General features: G+C 72.8%; 17 protein-coding genes. 9 read left to right on the top strand and 8 right to left on the bottom strand.

The genetic code is table 11. The features are described 5' to 3' along the window. The first annotated feature begins 18 nt into the window (after positions 1 to 18). Entirely contained in the window at positions 19 to 972 is a 954-nt protein-coding gene (gene nudC / locus ACQEU6_RS19540; protein WP_499333800.1) for an NAD(+) diphosphatase, read from the top strand. Between the two features lie 60 nt (positions 973 to 1,032). Here nudC and ACQEU6_RS19535 read toward each other — a convergent pair whose 3' ends face one another. Further along, on the bottom strand, positions 1,033 to 1,323 hold the full coding sequence (locus tag ACQEU6_RS19535; RefSeq protein WP_499333799.1) for a mycoredoxin: 291 nt from the start codon (positions 1,321 to 1,323) through the stop codon (positions 1,033 to 1,035). Between the two features lie 128 nt (positions 1,324 to 1,451). Between ACQEU6_RS19535 and ACQEU6_RS19530 the strand changes: the two genes are divergently transcribed. The 5 genes from ACQEU6_RS19530 to ACQEU6_RS19510 all read left to right on the top strand — a co-directional run bounded on the left by ACQEU6_RS19530 (position 1,452) and on the right by ACQEU6_RS19510 (position 6,028). Beyond that, the gene (locus ACQEU6_RS19530) at positions 1,452 to 3,518 is read left to right on the top strand and encodes an ATP-dependent DNA helicase UvrD2 (protein WP_499333797.1); all 2,067 of its coding nucleotides are present in this window, start codon (positions 1,452 to 1,454) and stop codon (positions 3,516 to 3,518) included. 306 nt (positions 3,519 to 3,824) lie between these two features. After that, positions 3,825 to 4,706: an acyl-CoA thioesterase II gene (gene tesB, locus ACQEU6_RS19525; RefSeq protein ID WP_499333796.1), complete on the top strand. Its 882-nt coding sequence runs from the start codon at positions 3,825 to 3,827 to the stop codon at positions 4,704 to 4,706. 224 nt (positions 4,707 to 4,930) lie between these two features. Continuing rightward, positions 4,931 to 5,314, top strand: coding sequence for a hypothetical protein (locus ACQEU6_RS19520; protein ID WP_499333794.1), 384 nt, complete (start codon positions 4,931 to 4,933; stop codon positions 5,312 to 5,314). A gap of 119 nt (positions 5,315 to 5,433) precedes the next feature. After that, positions 5,434 to 5,712 carry a WhiB family transcriptional regulator gene (locus ACQEU6_RS19515; RefSeq protein WP_052357680.1) on the top strand — a complete coding sequence of 93 codons (279 nt, stop codon included), beginning with the start codon at positions 5,434 to 5,436 and terminating at the stop codon, positions 5,710 to 5,712. Between the two features lie 97 nt (positions 5,713 to 5,809). Next, complete coding sequence (locus ACQEU6_RS19510; RefSeq protein WP_499333792.1) at positions 5,810 to 6,028, top strand: hypothetical protein; 219 nt, start codon at positions 5,810 to 5,812, stop codon at positions 6,026 to 6,028. A 257-nt stretch (positions 6,029 to 6,285) separates the two neighbouring features. Here ACQEU6_RS19510 and ACQEU6_RS19505 read toward each other — a convergent pair whose 3' ends face one another. Beyond that, complete coding sequence (locus tag ACQEU6_RS19505; RefSeq protein WP_499333791.1) at positions 6,286 to 7,617, bottom strand: ABC1 kinase family protein; 1,332 nt, start codon at positions 7,615 to 7,617, stop codon at positions 6,286 to 6,288. A 173-nt stretch (positions 7,618 to 7,790) separates the two neighbouring features. On the opposite strand from ACQEU6_RS19505, the gene ACQEU6_RS19500 reads away from it, so the two are divergent. The 3 genes from ACQEU6_RS19500 to ACQEU6_RS19490 all read left to right on the top strand — a co-directional run bounded on the left by ACQEU6_RS19500 (position 7,791) and on the right by ACQEU6_RS19490 (position 9,987). Then, positions 7,791 to 8,591 (top strand): enoyl-CoA hydratase/isomerase family protein, encoded by an 801-nt coding sequence (locus ACQEU6_RS19500; RefSeq protein ID WP_499333789.1) that lies wholly within the window; start codon positions 7,791 to 7,793, stop codon positions 8,589 to 8,591. A 185-nt stretch (positions 8,592 to 8,776) separates the two neighbouring features. Next, positions 8,777 to 9,319 (top strand): M48 metallopeptidase family protein, encoded by a 543-nt coding sequence (locus ACQEU6_RS19495; protein ID WP_499340261.1) that lies wholly within the window; start codon positions 8,777 to 8,779, stop codon positions 9,317 to 9,319. After that, the gene (locus ACQEU6_RS19490) at positions 9,316 to 9,987 is read left to right on the top strand and encodes a DUF2064 domain-containing protein (RefSeq protein WP_499333788.1); all 672 of its coding nucleotides are present in this window, start codon (positions 9,316 to 9,318) and stop codon (positions 9,985 to 9,987) included. The genes ACQEU6_RS19495 and ACQEU6_RS19490 overlap by 4 nt, the downstream gene beginning before the upstream one ends. Here ACQEU6_RS19490 and ACQEU6_RS19485 read toward each other — a convergent pair. From ACQEU6_RS19485 to ACQEU6_RS19460, 6 genes are all read right to left on the bottom strand, one after another. After that, positions 9,977 to 10,588 (bottom strand): NUDIX domain-containing protein, encoded by a 612-nt coding sequence (locus ACQEU6_RS19485; protein WP_499333787.1) that lies wholly within the window; start codon positions 10,586 to 10,588, stop codon positions 9,977 to 9,979. The two genes, ACQEU6_RS19490 and ACQEU6_RS19485, sit on opposite strands and share 11 nt — an antisense overlap. Next, positions 10,585 to 11,244, bottom strand: coding sequence for an HD domain-containing protein (locus ACQEU6_RS19480; protein WP_499333786.1), 660 nt, complete (start codon positions 11,242 to 11,244; stop codon positions 10,585 to 10,587). Before ACQEU6_RS19480 ends, ACQEU6_RS19485 begins: the two co-directional genes overlap by 4 nt. Continuing rightward, the gene (locus tag ACQEU6_RS19475) at positions 11,231 to 12,235 is read right to left on the bottom strand and encodes a radical SAM/SPASM domain-containing protein (RefSeq protein ID WP_499333784.1); all 1,005 of its coding nucleotides are present in this window, start codon (positions 12,233 to 12,235) and stop codon (positions 11,231 to 11,233) included. Before ACQEU6_RS19475 ends, ACQEU6_RS19480 begins: the two co-directional genes overlap by 14 nt. After that, positions 12,232 to 12,918, bottom strand: coding sequence for an NUDIX hydrolase (locus ACQEU6_RS19470; RefSeq protein ID WP_499333783.1), 687 nt, complete (start codon positions 12,916 to 12,918; stop codon positions 12,232 to 12,234). The genes ACQEU6_RS19475 and ACQEU6_RS19470 overlap by 4 nt, the downstream gene beginning before the upstream one ends. A gap of 137 nt (positions 12,919 to 13,055) precedes the next feature. Then, positions 13,056 to 13,232 carry a hypothetical protein gene (locus ACQEU6_RS19465; protein ID WP_499333781.1) on the bottom strand — a complete coding sequence of 59 codons (177 nt, stop codon included), beginning with the start codon at positions 13,230 to 13,232 and terminating at the stop codon, positions 13,056 to 13,058. Next, a complete protein-coding gene (locus ACQEU6_RS19460) occupies positions 13,229 to 14,671 on the bottom strand; it encodes a zinc-dependent metalloprotease (protein ID WP_499333780.1) in 1,443 nt (480 codons plus the stop codon). The genes ACQEU6_RS19465 and ACQEU6_RS19460 overlap by 4 nt, the downstream gene beginning before the upstream one ends. Between the last annotated feature and the right edge of the window lie 60 nt (positions 14,672 to 14,731).

The raw sequence follows: 14,731 nt of genomic DNA, 5'->3' as shown, positions 1-14,731 counted from the left end.
ACGCCGGAGAGGAGCACGATGACCGACGCCCCGCAGGAGACGCCGCCTGCCGCGCAGGAGACGTCCACCGCCCCGCTGGAGTGGCTCGCGCTCGCGCGCGGCACGCTCGACCGCGTCGCGCTGAACCGGCGCGACGAGGACTGGCTGGACGGGGCATGGGCGGACCCCCTGACGCGCGTCCTGGTCATCGAGGAGGGGCGGTCGCTCGTCACCTTCGAGCCCGCCCCCGCGCTCGTCCTCGTCCCGCCGGACCGGGCGCCGGACGGGGACCGGTGGCTCCTCGGCGTCGACGGCGACGGCGTCGCCCACTTCGGGGTGAGCGGCCCGCTGCCCGTCATCGAGGGGGCGGAGCCGGCCGGCCTGCGCCGCGTCGGCGCCCTCCTCGGCGACCGGGACTCGGGGCTGCTCACCCACGCCGTCGCCCTGGAGCACTGGCACGCCACCCACCGGCACTGCCCGCGGTGCGGGGCGCAGACGCGCGTGGCGTCCGCCGGGCACGTGCGCGTCTGCCCCGAGGACGGCTCGCAGCACTTCCCGCGCGTCGACCCCGCCGTGATCATGCTGGTCACGGACGAGGCCGACCGCGTGCTGCTGGCCCGCGGCCCGCAGTGGCCCGCCGACCGCCGCTCGATCCTCGCCGGGTTCGTCGAACCGGGCGAGTCCCTCGAACAGGCCGTCGCGCGGGAGGTGGAGGAGGAGGTCGGGCTGCCCGTCCGGGACGTGCGCTACCTCGGCAGCCAGCCGTGGCCGCTGCCGCAGAGCCTCATGCTCGGGTTCACCGCCCGGACGGACGGGGGCCTCCCGCTGCGCCCCGACCCCGAGGAGATCCTGGACGCCGCCTGGTACACGCGCGACGAGCTGCGCGCCGCGATCGACGCGGGCGAGATCGTCGCGCCGGGGCCGCTGTCCATCGCCGCCCAGCTCATCATGCGCTGGTACGGCGGCGAACTCCCCAACATGCCGCCGTTCTAGGAAGGCCCCGCGCACGGAGAGGCCCGCCGACCGTCCGGTCGGCGGGCCTCTGCGTGGGTCTCAGCCCGCCTCGGCGATCTGCGCGAGGCGGCGCTTGACCTCCTTGGCGCTGGGGTTGGTCGCGGCCGTGCCGTCGGGGAACACCAGGGTCGGGACCGTCTGGTTCCCGCCGTTCACGCTCATCACGAACTCGGCGGCGGCGGGGTCGCGCTCGATGTCGACCTCCACCATGTGGATGCCGTCGCGGGCCAGCTGGCTCTTCAGCCTCCGGCAGAACCCGCACCAGGTCGTCGTGTACATGGTGAGCTGGCCGGCCGCGCCCCTGGCCCGGTCGGTCGTCGGCGTCGCCATCGGTTCCGCGTCTCCTTGCGATCGGGGGTGTACCCCGGAGAGAACAGCGGACGGCCCTTTCCCATTCCTCGTCGTCCACAGGCGGCGGGGTGGCCGAGACAGGTGAGGCGGGCTGCGAGTATGGGGGAATGTCAGCTGAGTCGGTGCTGGAGGGACTCGACCCGGAGCAGCGGGCGGTCGCCGAGGCGGTGAAGGGCCCGGTGTGCGTCCTCGCGGGCGCCGGAACGGGCAAGACCAGGGCCATCACCCACCGGATCGCCTACGCGACCCTCACCGGCGTCGTGACGCCGCAGCGGGTCCTCGCCGTGACGTTCACCACACGCGCCGCGGGGGAGCTGCGCAGCCGCCTGCGGCAGCTCGGCGCGCCCGGCGTGCAGGCCCGCACGTTCCACGCGGCGGCGCTGCGGCAGCTCCACTACTTCTGGCCGCGCGTCGTCGGCGGCGAGCCGCCGAAGATCGTCGACTCGAAGATCGGGCTGGTCGCGGACGCGGCGCGCGCGTGCCGGATCACCCTCGGCCGCACCGAACTGCGCGACGTCGCGAGCGAGATCGAGTGGGCGAAGGTCACCCAGAACCGCCCCGAGGACTACCCGGCCGCGGTCGTGAAGGCGGGCCGCCGCCCGCCCGCCGAGGTCGTCGACGTGGCCCGCGTCTACGCGATGTACGAGCAGCTCAGGCGCGAGCGCAACCTGCTCGACTTCGAGGGCATGCTGGAACTGACCGCCGCCGTCCTCACCGAGCACCGCGAGGTCGCCAACCAGGTCCGCGAGCAGTACCGGTACTTCGTCGTCGACGAGTTCCAGGACGTCAACCCCCTGCAGAAGCTGCTCCTCGACGCCTGGCTCGGCGACCGCGACGACCTGTGCGTCGTCGGCGACCCCAACCAGACCATCTACTCCTTCACCGGCGCGTCCCCCTCCCACCTGCTCGACTTCACCCGCACGCACCCGGACGCCAAGGTCGTCAGGCTCGTCCGCGACTACCGCTCGACGCCGCAGGTCGTCCGGCTGGCGAACGGGGTGATCGGGCAGGCGCGCGGCGCGCGGCACGGGCTGGAGCTGGTCGCGCAGCGCGAGAACGGGCCCGAGCCCGTGTTCGACGAGTACGACGACGAGGTCGCCGAGGCCGACGACGCCGCGCGGCGCGCCCGCAAGCTGATCGAGGAGGGCGTCCCCGCGCGGGAGATCGCGATCCTCTTCCGGATCAACGCGCAGTCCGGGACGTACGAGTCGGCGCTCGGGGCCGCGGGCGTCCCCTACGTGCTGCGCGGCGCGGAGCGCTTCTTCGAGCGGCCCGAGGTGCGCGAGGCCGTGGTCCGGCTGCGCGGCGCGGCGAGGGCGGGCGCCGACGCCGAGACCGACGGGACGGGGCTGATCCAGACCGTCCGGCACGTCCTGAGCGGGGCGGGGTTCTCCGACCGGCCGCCCGAGGGCGCCGGCGCGGCCCGCGCCCGCTGGGAGTCCCTCGCGGCGCTGGCGCAGCTCGCCGAGGACATGGCCGCCGACAACCCCAGGGCCGGCCTCCCCGAGTTCGTCTCCGAGCTGGAGGAGCGCGCCGCCGCCCAGCACGCCCCGCCGCTGGAGGGCGTCACGCTCGCCTCGCTGCACGCCGCCAAGGGCCTGGAGTGGGACGCGGTGTTCCTCGTCGGGCTGGCCGAGGGCACGCTGCCCATCATCTACGCCAAGACGCCCGAGCAGATCGAGGAGGAGCGCCGCCTCCTGTACGTCGGCGTCACGCGGGCCCGCGTGCACCTGAACCTGTCGTGGGCGCTGGCGCGCTCGCCGGGCGGGACGCAGGCGCGCCGCCCCTCCCGCTTCCTGGACGGCCTGACCGGCAAGACCACCACGCACACGCCCGCGCGCCTCGACCGGTCGAAGCGGCGCCCCGCCAAGGGGCCGCAGCCCTGCCGCGTGTGCGGGCGCCCGCTGACCGCCGCCGTCGAGCGCAAGCTCGGCCGCTGCGAGGACTGCCCCTCCGAGCTGAACGAGGAGCTCCTCCTCGCGCTCCGGGAGTGGCGCGCCGGGGTGGCGGCCGAGCAGAAGGTGCCCGCGTACGTGGTGTTCACGGACGCGACGCTCCAGGCGATCGCCGAGCACGGCCCCGAGTCCCTGGAGGACCTGGCCCGCATCCCCGGCGTCGGCAGGGTCAAGCTCGACCGCTACGGCGACGCCGTCCTCGGCCTCTGCGGGCTCTAGGCTGTGTTTCAAAGCCCCGGCCCACTTCGCTCGCCTGGCGGCTGTGTTTCCGAGTCCCGGCTCACTTCGCTCGCCTGGCGGCTCGCTGCGTGACCGGGCCTGGGCGAACGCGGCATCGCTTCGCGATCTGCCCGGTTCCGCTCGCCTCCGGCATCGCTCCACCGGGCAGCTCACGCGTTCGCGCGCATCGCCGAGATCCACTTCGCAACAGGGCCTGGTACCGGGGGCGGGACCGGGCGCCGGGGCGAGCCCGGCCCCACGGGGTGAGACGCGGCTCACCCGCACCGATAAGGAAGACTGGCGGCCGTGAAGGAATCGCTGAAGGCACTGCTGGACCTGCTCGACCTGGAGCAGATCGAGAACGACATCTTCCGCGGCCGCAGCCCCGAGGAGCGGCGGCAGCGCGTGTTCGGAGGGCAGGTGGCGGGGCAGGCGCTCGTCGCCGCCGGACGCACCGTCCCCGCGAACCGGCCCGTCCACTCGCTGCACGCCTACTTCATCCGGCCCGGCGACCCCCTCGTCCCGCTCGTCTACACCGTCGACCGGGTCCGGGACGGGCGGTCCTTCACCACCCGCCGCGTCACCGCCGTCCAGCACGGCAAGGCGATCTTCACGCTGTCGGCGTCGTTCCAGATCGCCGAGGACGGCCCGTCCCACCAGGCCCCGATGCCGCAGGCCCCCGACCCGGAGACGCTGCCGGACGGCCTGACCCGCCTCACGCCGCTGTTCGGCGAGGTCGGCGCGCGCGAGTTCGTCACCCGCCGCCCGTTCGACATCCGGCACGCGACGCCGCTGACGTGGGAGGCGGCCAAGGACCCCGCCCTCGCCACGCCCGAGTCGAAGGTGTGGCTGAAGGTGGACGGCGAGCTGCCGCACGACCCGCTGCTGCACGTGTGCCTGATGACCTACGCCTCGGACATGACGCTGCTCGACACCGTCCTGCTCAACCACGGGCTGGCCTGGGGCGACCGGCGGACGATGGGCGCCAGCCTCGACCACGCGATGTGGTTCCACCGGCCGTTCCGCGCCGACGACTGGCTGCTGTACTACCAGGACACGCCGTTCGCCGGCGGCGCGCGGGGGCTCGCCCGCGGCCAGGTGTTCACCCGCTCGGGGGAACTGGTCGTCTCGGTCATGCAGGAGGGCCTCGTCCGCGTCTCCGACACCGAGCGCGGACCCCGCCCGTGAGATGATCGTTCCGTACGGGGCTCCCGGGAGTTTCGACGCTCGCGAGACGCCCCGGGTTCTGCGGGACGAGGGTGAGGTCACCCACGAAACCGCAGGTCAAAAATATCTTGCTTGATTCGGCGGAGTCCCCGTACGCTCGACGCGAGCAATCAACCGGCCGACCGGTGTGGATCTTGGATCCGCCGGACCCGGCCCGAGGAGCCAGAGAGGTGGTGTGCAGTCCGGTGAGCAACACGTTGATCAAATCCGCGTCGTCCTGGACCGCGGCCTGCCCCGGCACCTCGATGCTCGGCACCTCCGTGTCCCGCGCCCCGATGACCCGTCTCTCGAAGCCCGGCGAGTCCGTCGCGTATTTCGGGGCGTCCGTCGAGGCGTCCGCCCTGCGGCAGCGTGAGCGCGGCATGTGGCGGCTCGACGAGCGCGGGCTGCGCGGCACGAATCTGCGCGGACTGCGCTTCGAGCAGCGAATCCAGGACGACCAGGGGCGCAGTGTCTCCGAACACCTTTTCGAGGACATGAGCGCTCCGGCTCCGGCCACGGCCCACACGGGCGTCACCCCCGAGGGTGGCGTGTCGGGTCCGTTCCCCTGGAGGCGACGACCGGTCTAGAACGAAGACCGGCAAGCCCCCAGGCCGCGGATCCCGACACCGGATCCGCGGCCTTCTTCTTTGTCCAGACCCACCGACACGCCCGTTGAGATCCAACGAGAGGAACAAGGGTGACTGTGATGCAGGGGGCTCTCGCAGTAAGCGAGGAGGACCTCACGCTTCCGTGCCGGACCGACCCGGAGCTGTTCTTCGCCGAGGCTCCCGCCGACGTCGAGCTCGCCAAGGCCCTGTGCCTGGAGTGCCCGCTCCGCAAGGAGTGCCTCGCCGGGGCGCTGGAGCGCAAGGAGCCCTGGGGCGTCTGGGGCGGCGAACTGTTCGTCCGCGGTGTGATCGTGCCGCGCAAGCGGCCGCGCGGCCGCCCGCGCAAGCACCCGCGGCCCGACGAAGTGGCGGTGTGAGGCGATCATGCCCACCACGCCGGTGATCGGCCGAACCGATCCCGGAGGCGCGGCCCCCGCGCGGGGACCGCGCCTCCGGGCGGCCGGGGAGAACGAGATGACGATGCTCAGCGAGATGACGTTGCTCAGCCATGACCTGTCCCGGGAGCGAATACCCGCGACCGTGCCCGACGAGCTCGCCGCGCGCGTGGTCGCGCTCAGGCGCGCCCGCCGGGAGGCGCGGACCAGGGCGTCGCGGGTGCGGCGCGTCCTGCTCGCGCCCACCGCGGCCGGCGAGACGTACGCGCACCCGCAGCGGCCGCGGCACCAGGACTGACCGGCGACCGAGAGGCGAGCCGGGACCGGGCGGCCGCCCGGGACCCGCGAACGGAGAGGGACCGAAAGACGCAGAGCACGCCGGTCGCAGGCCGCCGCCCGTTCTTTCTTGGATGGTTTGGCGGGCGGCGCGCCTCCCGGCGGGCGCGTGGAGCGCGTCCGGTGGCCCACTCACCGGGCGCGCGAAGAGCGGGGCCCCGCGCACCTCATCAGTGCGCGGGGCCCCGGGCCTCTCCGGGCCCCTCCCGGGCGGAGGCGTCAGCCGCCGACCAGCTCGCCGTCGGCGTCGTCGGCGAACCCGGGCACCCACTTCAGCGACTCGGCGCGGGCCGGGATCTCGCACTCCAGCTGGCACAGCACGCCGGTGCCCGCCGACAGCACCCGGTGGATGATCACGTACCCGGGCGGCAGGTTCAGCTGCCGGACGACGTTGGAGGGCCGCAGGTCGGTGACCTGGGCGGCCATGTCGCGCAGCCACTCGCGGTTGAACTTGAACGTCTCGGTGACGAACGGCTCGGTGATCGGCGCGAGGAACGCCTGCAGCGACTCGGCGTCGATCTCCACGCCCTCGCGGATGAAGTCCTCCCGGCGCAGGGCCTCCTCGACCTCGTCGATGTCGGCCATCGTGCCGATCCGCAGCAGCAGCCCGAGCCGCCGCTGGAACCCGCCGGGGATGCGGTCGACGGCGCCGAAGTCCAGGACGCCGAGCCGTCCGTCCTCCAGCAGCCGGAAGTTGCCGGGGTGCGGGTCGCCGTGCAGCATCCCGGACCGCTTCGGCCCCGACAGCAGGAACCGGCAGTACAGCAGGGCCGCGTGGTCGCGGGTCTCCTGGTCGCCCTCGCTGATGATCTTCGAGAGGGCGGTGCCGTCCATCCACTCGCTGATCAGGATGTTGCCGGACTGCGCGATGACCTCGGGGATCGCGAAGTCGGGATCGTCCAGGTAGGCCTCGCGGAACCGGGTCTGCGACTCGGCCTCGATCGTGTAGTCGAGCTCCTCGACCACCCGCTCCTTGAGCTCGGCCAGCATCGACTTGACGTCCAGGCCCGGCATCAGCACCCCGAACAGCCGGCCCAGCCGGGCGAGCTGGTTGAAGTCGCTGATGAGCGCCTTGCCCGCGCCCGGGTACTGCACCTTCACCGCGACGGCCCGGCCGTCGTGCCAGACGGCGCGGTGCACCTGGCCGATCGACGCGGCGGCGGCCGGCCGGTCGTCGAACGACTCGAAGTAGTCCCGCCAGTCCTCCCCGAGGAACTCCTCCAGCACCGCGTGCACGGTCGACACCGGCAGCGGGGGAGCGGCCTCCTGCAGCTTGGTCAGCGTGGCCCGGTACGGGCCGGCGATCTCCGGCGGGAGCGCCGCCTCGAAGATCGACAGCATCTGGCCGAGCTTCATCGCCCCGCCCTTGAGCTCGCCGAGCACCTTGAACAGCTGCTCGGCGGTCCGGGTCTGGATCTCCATCGCGACCGTCTCCGCCGGCCGGCCGAAGGTCCGCTTTCCCATGCCGAGGGCGGTGCGTCCCGCGAAGCCGATGGGGAGGGACGCCAGCTTTGCTGACCGCGTCACCGCGCGGCGGGGAAGATCGCTCACGCCGACCATTGTCGATGATCCACTGTCGTTCACGCCATAACCATCCCCGACTCTCCCCGGAGCCGGAACCGGTCGAAGTCTCTGACCTGGTCGGATGCGGTAAGTGTGCGCTTTCTCACGCGGGCGGGACCCGCGCGGCGCGCCGGGCGGGCGGGCGCGGTACGGTGCCGGACATGTCCGCGAGGCCTGCCGATGTGCTGCTGATCGACCGCCGTCCCGACGGGGTCGCCGTCCTCACCCTGAACGACCCCGGCCGCCGCAACGCGATGGCGGACGACCTCACCGCCGCCTGGAAGCGGGCCGTCGAGGACCTGCGCGCCGACGCCGCGCTGCGCTGCGTCGTCGTGACCGGCGCCGGCACCGCGTTCAGCTCCGGCGGCGAACTGTCCTGGCTGGCGGGCGCCGGCGACGTCGCCGTCCCGCCGCTGCGCGACCGGATGCTGGAGTTCTACCGGACGTGGCTCGCGATCCGCGGCCTGGAGGTCCCGACGATCGCGGCCGTCAACGGGCACGCCGTCGGCGCCGGCCTCTGCCTCGCGCTGGCCTGCGACCTGCGGTACGCGGCGCGCGACGCCAAGCTGCTCGCCCCGTTCACCGCGCTCGGCCTGCACCCGGGGATGGCCGCGACCTGGCTGCTCCCCGAGGTCGCCGGGCTTCCGCTGGCCCGCGAGATGCTGCTGGCCGGACGGGTCCTCACCGGCGCCGAGGCCGCCGAGCACGGCCTGGTCAACCGGGCCGTCCCGCGCGAGGACGTGCTGGGGGAGTCCCTCGCCGTCGCCGCGCGGATCGCCGCCCAGGCGCCGATCGCGACCCGGCTCACCAAGGTCGCCCTGGCGAACGGCGGCCACCCCGACATGGAGTCGGCGCTGCGCTGGGAGTCCCTCGCCCAGCCCGTGACGATGGCGTCCCGGGACATGCGCGAAGGGCTCGCGGCGCAGCGGGAGAAGCGCAGCCCGCAATTCTCAGGAGAGTAAAGGGCGCGGGCACACCGCGGAACCCTCCGCCGGGATTGGTGGAAGCGTAGGAGAACTGGTTAAAACGTAGGGGTTGACCTGCGGTAACGTCAAACACCCCCTGTGGATTCGGCAAAAATTCGAGTACGGTTCTGACCGTGCCCCCTAACGTTGAGGTCCGCCGCAGCCCGAGGCGCAGGCGCACCGTGTCCGCCTACCGTGAGGGCGACAAGGTGGTGGTGATGGTTCCGTCCAGGCTGAGCAAGGCCGAAGAGGAACAATGGATCGCGACCATCCTGGAACGCCTCGCGGAGCGGGAGCGCCGGCGGCGGCCCACCGACGCCGACCTCCAGTCCCGCGCCCGCGAGCTGTCCCGCCGCTACCTGGCCGGCCGCGCCGACCCGGTCAGCGTCCGCTGGGTCGCCAACCAGCGCGCCCGCTGGGGCTCGTGCACCCCCGACGACGGCACCATCCGGCTGTCCACGCGGCTGCGCGGCATGCCCGGCTGGGTCGTGGACTACGTCCTGGTCCACGAGCTGGCGCACCTGCTCATCCCCGGGCACGGCGCCGACTTCTGGGAGCTGGTCGGCAACTACCCGAAGGCCGACCGCGCCCGCGGCTACCTGGAGGGCGTCGCCGCCGCCGCCCACCTGCCGCTCGAAGCGGACGCCCCGGGCGACGTCGCGGACATCCACCACGGCGACGGCCTGCGCTCCGGCGCCGAGTACCCGCACGAGGCCGCCGGGTGACCGACCAGGTCGCCGACGGCCACCGGCGCGAGGGTCCGGCGCGCTGCGCCGCCGTGCTCGCGTGGCCGTCGCGCTCCGCCGTGCCGCCCGGCCTCGACCCGGAGGACTACCGGCTCGCGCTGCTCGAAGACACCTACGAGGTCGTCGCCGGACTCGAACTGGTGACGCCCGCGCTCGTCCTGGACCCGCCCGACCAGCCGGACGCCGAGGCCGTCACCTGGCCGGGCACGCCGATCGTCCGGGAGGCCACCCTCGCCGGCGCGTTCGCCGCCCTGCACGCCCTCGGCGCCGAGACCGCCGCGCTGGTCGCCCCCGACGCCCCCGACCTGCCGCCGCTGCTGATCGGCAAGCTCCTGCGCGCCCTCGGCTCCGCCCCGGCCGCCGCCTGCCAGGCCGAGGGCCCCGCAGCGCGCGGGAACGGCCTGGTCGCCCTCGCCGCCCGCCTCCCGCTGCCCGGCTGGCTGGCCGATGCCCTGCGCGACGTCGACCTTGACACCCCGGACGCCCTCGCCAGGCTCCGCGCCGCCGCGCCGCGCCACGGGCTCGTGCCGCAGGGCCCCGGCTGGCACCGCCTCCGCACCCTCGACGACCTGCGGTTCCTCGATCCCGGCCTGGAAGGCTGGGAGAACACCCGCGCCCTGCTCGAAGGCCACCCGCTCAGAGGGTGAGATCCCGCAGGGCCAGGACGTGCCGGACCAGGCTCCGCGTGGACTCGTCCGCCGAGGCGGGCAGCGCCCGCACCGGGAACCACCGCGCCTCGTCCTCGCCGGCCGCGGGCGTCGGCACCGCCTGGGGCGGGGCCGTCGCCGCGAACTGGACGTCGAAATGCAGCAGATCCCGGCCGCGGCATCGAGCGCGGTAGCGTTCGAGCCGGACGGGGGAGGGTTCCACATCGATGGCCGGGATGCCGGACTCCTCGGCGGCCTCTCGCCGCGCCGCCGCGATGAGGCCGGAGTCGCCGGTCTCGCAGTGGCCGCCGAGCTGGGCCCATCTGTCGAGCCCGCGGTGGTGCGTGAGCAGGACGTTCGCCAGCATCCGGTCGAAGACGGCGACGCCCACGGTGATGTGCCCGGACCCGCAACCGCGATCGGTACCGTCGCGGTGGCCGGCCAGATGCTCCAGGAACTCCCGCCGGAGCCGCTCCTGCTCCGTGTCAGGCGCGCTCCACCGGAGCAGCGTCGAGACCGCCTCGGCATGGCGGCCCGCGGCGGTGCGGCCGGCGGCAGGGGCCGAGGCGCCGGCCGGCCGGGCGCCGGAGCCGGGGGTCATGTCAGGTCCTTGGCGTCCCACTCGGTCAGGAAGTCGGCGAGAAACCGCTCCAGAACGCGGTGCCGCCGCTCGGCCAGGCGGCGCGCACCGGGCGTGTTCATCCTGTCCTTCAGCAGCAGGAGCTTCTCGTGGAAGTGGTTGATCGTGGAGCCCTGGCGGCCGAGGTACTCCTCCAGCGACGCGTGCAGGTGCGGCGGCAGGTCGGGCACGTGCATCGGCTCGCCCTTGAAACCGCCGTAGGCGAACGCGCGCGCCACGCCGATGGCCCCGAGCGCGTCGAGCCGGTCGGCGTCCTGCACCACCCTTCCCTCGATGGTCGGCATCTCCGACGCGGTGCCCGCGCCCTTGAAGGACATCGTTCCGATGATGTCCGCCACGTTCTGCGCGAGATCCTCCGGCTCGCCGAGGCCGGTGAGCCATGCGAACGCCCGGCGCGGGCCCTCCTCCAGATCGCCGCCGTTGAGCTTGTAGTCGGAGATGTCGTGGAGCAGGGCGGCGAGTTCGACCACGTGAAGGTCCGCGCCTTCTCCGGCGCCGATCTCCCGGGCCAGTCGGTGGACCCTCGACACATGCCACCAGTCGTGCCCGGACGAGTCCGAGTGCAGCGTCTCCCTGGCATATTCGGCGGTGCGCTCGATGACCTCAGTCTTGTTCACGAGTCGGTTCTCCGTGAGTCAGGATGTCGTTGCGGACCAGGGGCCGGGGCGCATCGGTGGCGGGGGCCCGGAAGCCGTCGAAGTCGCAGTGCCGGCACAGATCGAGATCTGCGCGGTCGGACCGCAGCAGGCTCGTGCGGTAGCGGGTGAGCAGCGGGGATCGCCAGATCTCCGTCAACGGAGTATCGGCAACGTTTCCCACACGAATGTTTCCGTATGCGTCGAAACAGCACAGGTTGACCTCACCGGTGTAGGAGACGTGCAGGTCGGTGAACGGAAGCGCGCAGAAGCCCCGGGGTTCCACGGCGGGGCGGGGCTTGTTCGGCGCCAGGCCCGCCCGGGTGGTGAGGATCTCCGCTCGCCGCCGCACGCTGATCCTGATGTCATGATGCCGCAGGTGGCCGGCCTCGGCCAGCAGCCGGCGGACCGGAGCGATGACGCGTCTGCCGTCCGAGTAATTGTTGACGGACAGCGTGGAGAGCCCGGCCTCGAACAGCTCGGCGACCAGTGGCGGTCGGGCCAGGATGCCGTTGGTGAGGACGCGGATGTCGGCGTCCGGGCAGGAGCGGCGGAAGGTCGCCACGATCTCGGGGAGCCGGAGGTCGAGCAGCGGCTCGTTGTTGCCGAACGGCGCTATCCGTCCGGCGTAGCCCAAGTCGCCCAGTTGCCGGGCGATCAGCTCGATCGCGGCAAGGTCCAGTTCGCCCGGGGGACGGGGATCGACCGCCCGCGCGACCGGGCAGAACGTGCAGGTGTGGTTGCAGCCCGAACGCGTCTCCACCGAAACCAGGTCGAAGACCCGGTCCCCGGCGGACCACAGCCGAGCGAACTCCCCGCGCAAGACGCGATCGACGGCGGTCCGCTGCCGGTCGGTGTTCTTCTCCTCCTCCAGCGCTATGACGGAGGGGTCCTCGGTGACCTCGACATGGTCGCCGAGGTCGCGCAGCCACGCGGGTGCGGCGACGCCGAGGGGAAACCTGATCCTGATCAACTCTGTGCCCCGGCGATGGTGTCGAGGACGCGTCGGTAGGCGTCCAGGACATCTGGGAAGGACCGGCGCTGCGCCACCATCTCCTGCAGCGCCGCGAGATCCACGAAATGCACGGGATCGTACTTCGGGGAGTCGAGCGCCGTGTGGTCGTCCAGCAGCCGCAGGACGTAGATCAGGTCGTAGTGGAACCGCACGAAGGTGCGCTGGCGATGGATCTCGCGCTGCACCAGGAACGGCGCGGCGAAACGCTGGATCTCGCCGAGATGCCCGGTGTTCTCGTCGATGCCGTGATGGAAGTGGTCGTCGAACCTGTACTGCCGCGGATTGAGTCCCAGTCGCTCCTCCAGCCGCAACTGCAGCGCGAAGTTGGGGAACTCCGAGCGCTTCACGCGACCGCCGGGCGGCAGCATCACCTTGTGATGCGGGTGCCGGTACATGAGCAGTTCGTTCCGCGAGTTCAATATCAGCGCCTCGACGGCGTATCGGCCGCCCGCCACATAGGAGAAGACGTACTGGGTGAGCAGTACGAGCAGCCAGCCGACCGCGCCCGCAATCGTGACACCGATCAGCAGGTCCCGGAAGACCGGATAGCGCTCGTCGATGGCGCTGGAAACCAGATTGATCAATACGCCGACGAGGGCGACACCGAAGGCGAACCTGACGAAGGAGCGAAACCTGTTCAACCGAAGCCTGCCTATGACGGATCGAGCACGCACTGCCGAAGATTTCGGCTTCAGCGTACGGTGATCCGCCTAAGCGCTCAACGCATAATTCTACGGAATTCCCCGCCATTTCCGTATTGGCTCCGTCGGCCTCGCCGTCATGCGCGGCCGACGCGCGGGTAGCGGGAGTTGTCGGGGCGCCGGCGCCGCCGCTCCTGGTCGAGCGGACGCTGCCAGCACAGGCTCGCCCGCGCGACCCGCCTGCGGATCGCGTTCGTCGACGAGCCGGGCTCGTACCGGCAGCCGTTCACCCGCGACGGGCGCGACGGGCTCATGCGCGCGGTCCCTCGTCGCCGGGCCCCCGCCCGCCGCCGGGATCGCCGCCGTCCGGCTCCTCGCCGCCCTCGCCCTCGCCGGCGCCCTTCGCGTCGCCGGAGTCCTTCTCGCCGGGCTTCTCGTCGGGTTTCACGTCCTCGTCCAGGCCCCGGGTGAGCTTGGACAGGTCGATGTCGGACAGGCCCTCGATCTCGTCGCGGCCGTGGACGAAGCCCTCGGGGTCGTCGAGGTCGTCGGACGTCGGCAGCAGGTCGGGGTGCTCCCAGACCGCGTCCCGGCCCTCGGCGCCGCGCGCCTCGGTCAGCGACCGCCACAGCGCCGCCGCCTCCCGCAGCCGGCGCGGCCGCAGCTCCAGGCCGACGAGCGTCGCGAACGTCCGCTCCGCGGGGCCGCCGGTCGCGCGGCGCCGCCGCACCGCCTCCGCCAGCTTCACCGAACCGGGCAGCCGGCCCTGCGCGGCCTCGTTCACGACCGTGTCGACCCAGCCCTCGACCAGCGCCAGCGTCGTCTCCAGCCGGGCCAGCGCCGCCTTCTGCCGCGGCGTCTCCTCGGGCTGGAGCTGGATCTCCCCGCCGAGCGCCTCCTGGATCGCCTCCGGGTTGCTCATGTCGAGCCCCTGGACGGCCTGCTCGATGCCCGACAGGTCGACGGTGATGCCCCGCGCGTACTCCTCGACCGCGCCCAGCAGGTGCGAGCGCAGCCACGGCACGTGCGCGAACAGCCGCTGGTGCGCGGCCTCGCGCAGCGCCAGGTAGAGCCGGACCTCGTCGGAGGAGACCTCCAGGCCCTCCCCGAACGCCTCGACGCCCGCGGGCAGCAGCGCCCCGACGCCGTCCGGCGCCAGCGGCAGGCCCACGTCGGCGGAGCCGGTCACCTCGCGGGCCAGCCCGCCGAGCGCCTGCCCGGCCTGCCCGCCGACCATCGCCCCGGCCATCTGCTTGACCATCCCGATCAGCGGGCCCGCCATCGCCTGCATCTCGGAGGGGATCTCACCGCCGCCGAGCGCACCGCCCATCGAGTCGACCATGCGGGACGCGATCGGGTCGCACACCTTCGCCCACACCGGGAGCGTCTGCTCGATCCACTCCGACCGGCTCCACGCCTGCGGCGTGCGGATCCCGGCGGGCAGCGTCGTCCGCTCGTCCAGCCACAGCTCCGCCAGGCGCAGCGCCTCCTCGACCTGGCGCCGCTCGCTGTCCACGACCGACGGGTCGCCCTGCTCCACCACGGTGTGCCGGGCGATGTTCTTGGCCAGGTCCCAGTTCAGAGGGCCTCCGCCCTCGCCGCCCGCACCTTGCGCGCCGATCATGTCCGCGAACCGGTGCAGCATGTCGGCGAACTGGGCCATGTCGCCGCCCATGCCCTTGAACGGATCCTGGGGCCGGTCGTCGTCGTCGCCGTCCCCGGGACGGTTGAAGCCGAACGGAGTGTCACTCATCGGTTTGCCCCTGGGATGCATGATGGGCTCATATCCGCAACGTTAGCCGGTCCCGGCAAG

The organism is Spirillospora sp. CA-108201, from assembly GCF_050936235.1.
Lineage (GTDB): Bacteria > Actinomycetota > Actinomycetes > Streptosporangiales > Streptosporangiaceae > Spirillospora.
The sequence above is the reverse complement of the archived record's forward strand: the minus strand, read 5'-3'. Positions and strand labels throughout refer to the sequence as shown.

What these genes read in the sequence shown, in the direction of transcription:
- ACQEU6_RS19460 (WP_499333780.1), bottom strand. Translation starts at nt 14,671, where the DNA reads ATGAGTGACACTCCGTTCGGCTTCAACCGTCCCGGGGACGGCGACGAC.
- ACQEU6_RS19530 (WP_499333797.1), top strand. Translation starts at nt 1,452, where the DNA reads ATGTCAGCTGAGTCGGTGCTGGAGGGACTCGACCCGGAGCAGCGGGCG.
- ACQEU6_RS19515 (WP_052357680.1), top strand. Translation starts at nt 5,434, where the DNA reads ATGCAGGGGGCTCTCGCAGTAAGCGAGGAGGACCTCACGCTTCCGTGC.
- ACQEU6_RS19500 (WP_499333789.1), top strand. Translation starts at nt 7,791, where the DNA reads ATGTCCGCGAGGCCTGCCGATGTGCTGCTGATCGACCGCCGTCCCGAC.
- ACQEU6_RS19535 (WP_499333799.1), bottom strand. Translation starts at nt 1,323, where the DNA reads ATGGCGACGCCGACGACCGACCGGGCCAGGGGCGCGGCCGGCCAGCTC.
- ACQEU6_RS19485 (WP_499333787.1), bottom strand. Translation starts at nt 10,588, where the DNA reads ATGACCCCCGGCTCCGGCGCCCGGCCGGCCGGCGCCTCGGCCCCTGCC.
- ACQEU6_RS19510 (WP_499333792.1), top strand. Translation starts at nt 5,810, where the DNA reads ATGACGATGCTCAGCGAGATGACGTTGCTCAGCCATGACCTGTCCCGG.
- ACQEU6_RS19465 (WP_499333781.1), bottom strand. Translation starts at nt 13,232, where the DNA reads ATGAGCCCGTCGCGCCCGTCGCGGGTGAACGGCTGCCGGTACGAGCCC.
- nudC (WP_499333800.1), top strand. Translation starts at nt 19, where the DNA reads ATGACCGACGCCCCGCAGGAGACGCCGCCTGCCGCGCAGGAGACGTCC.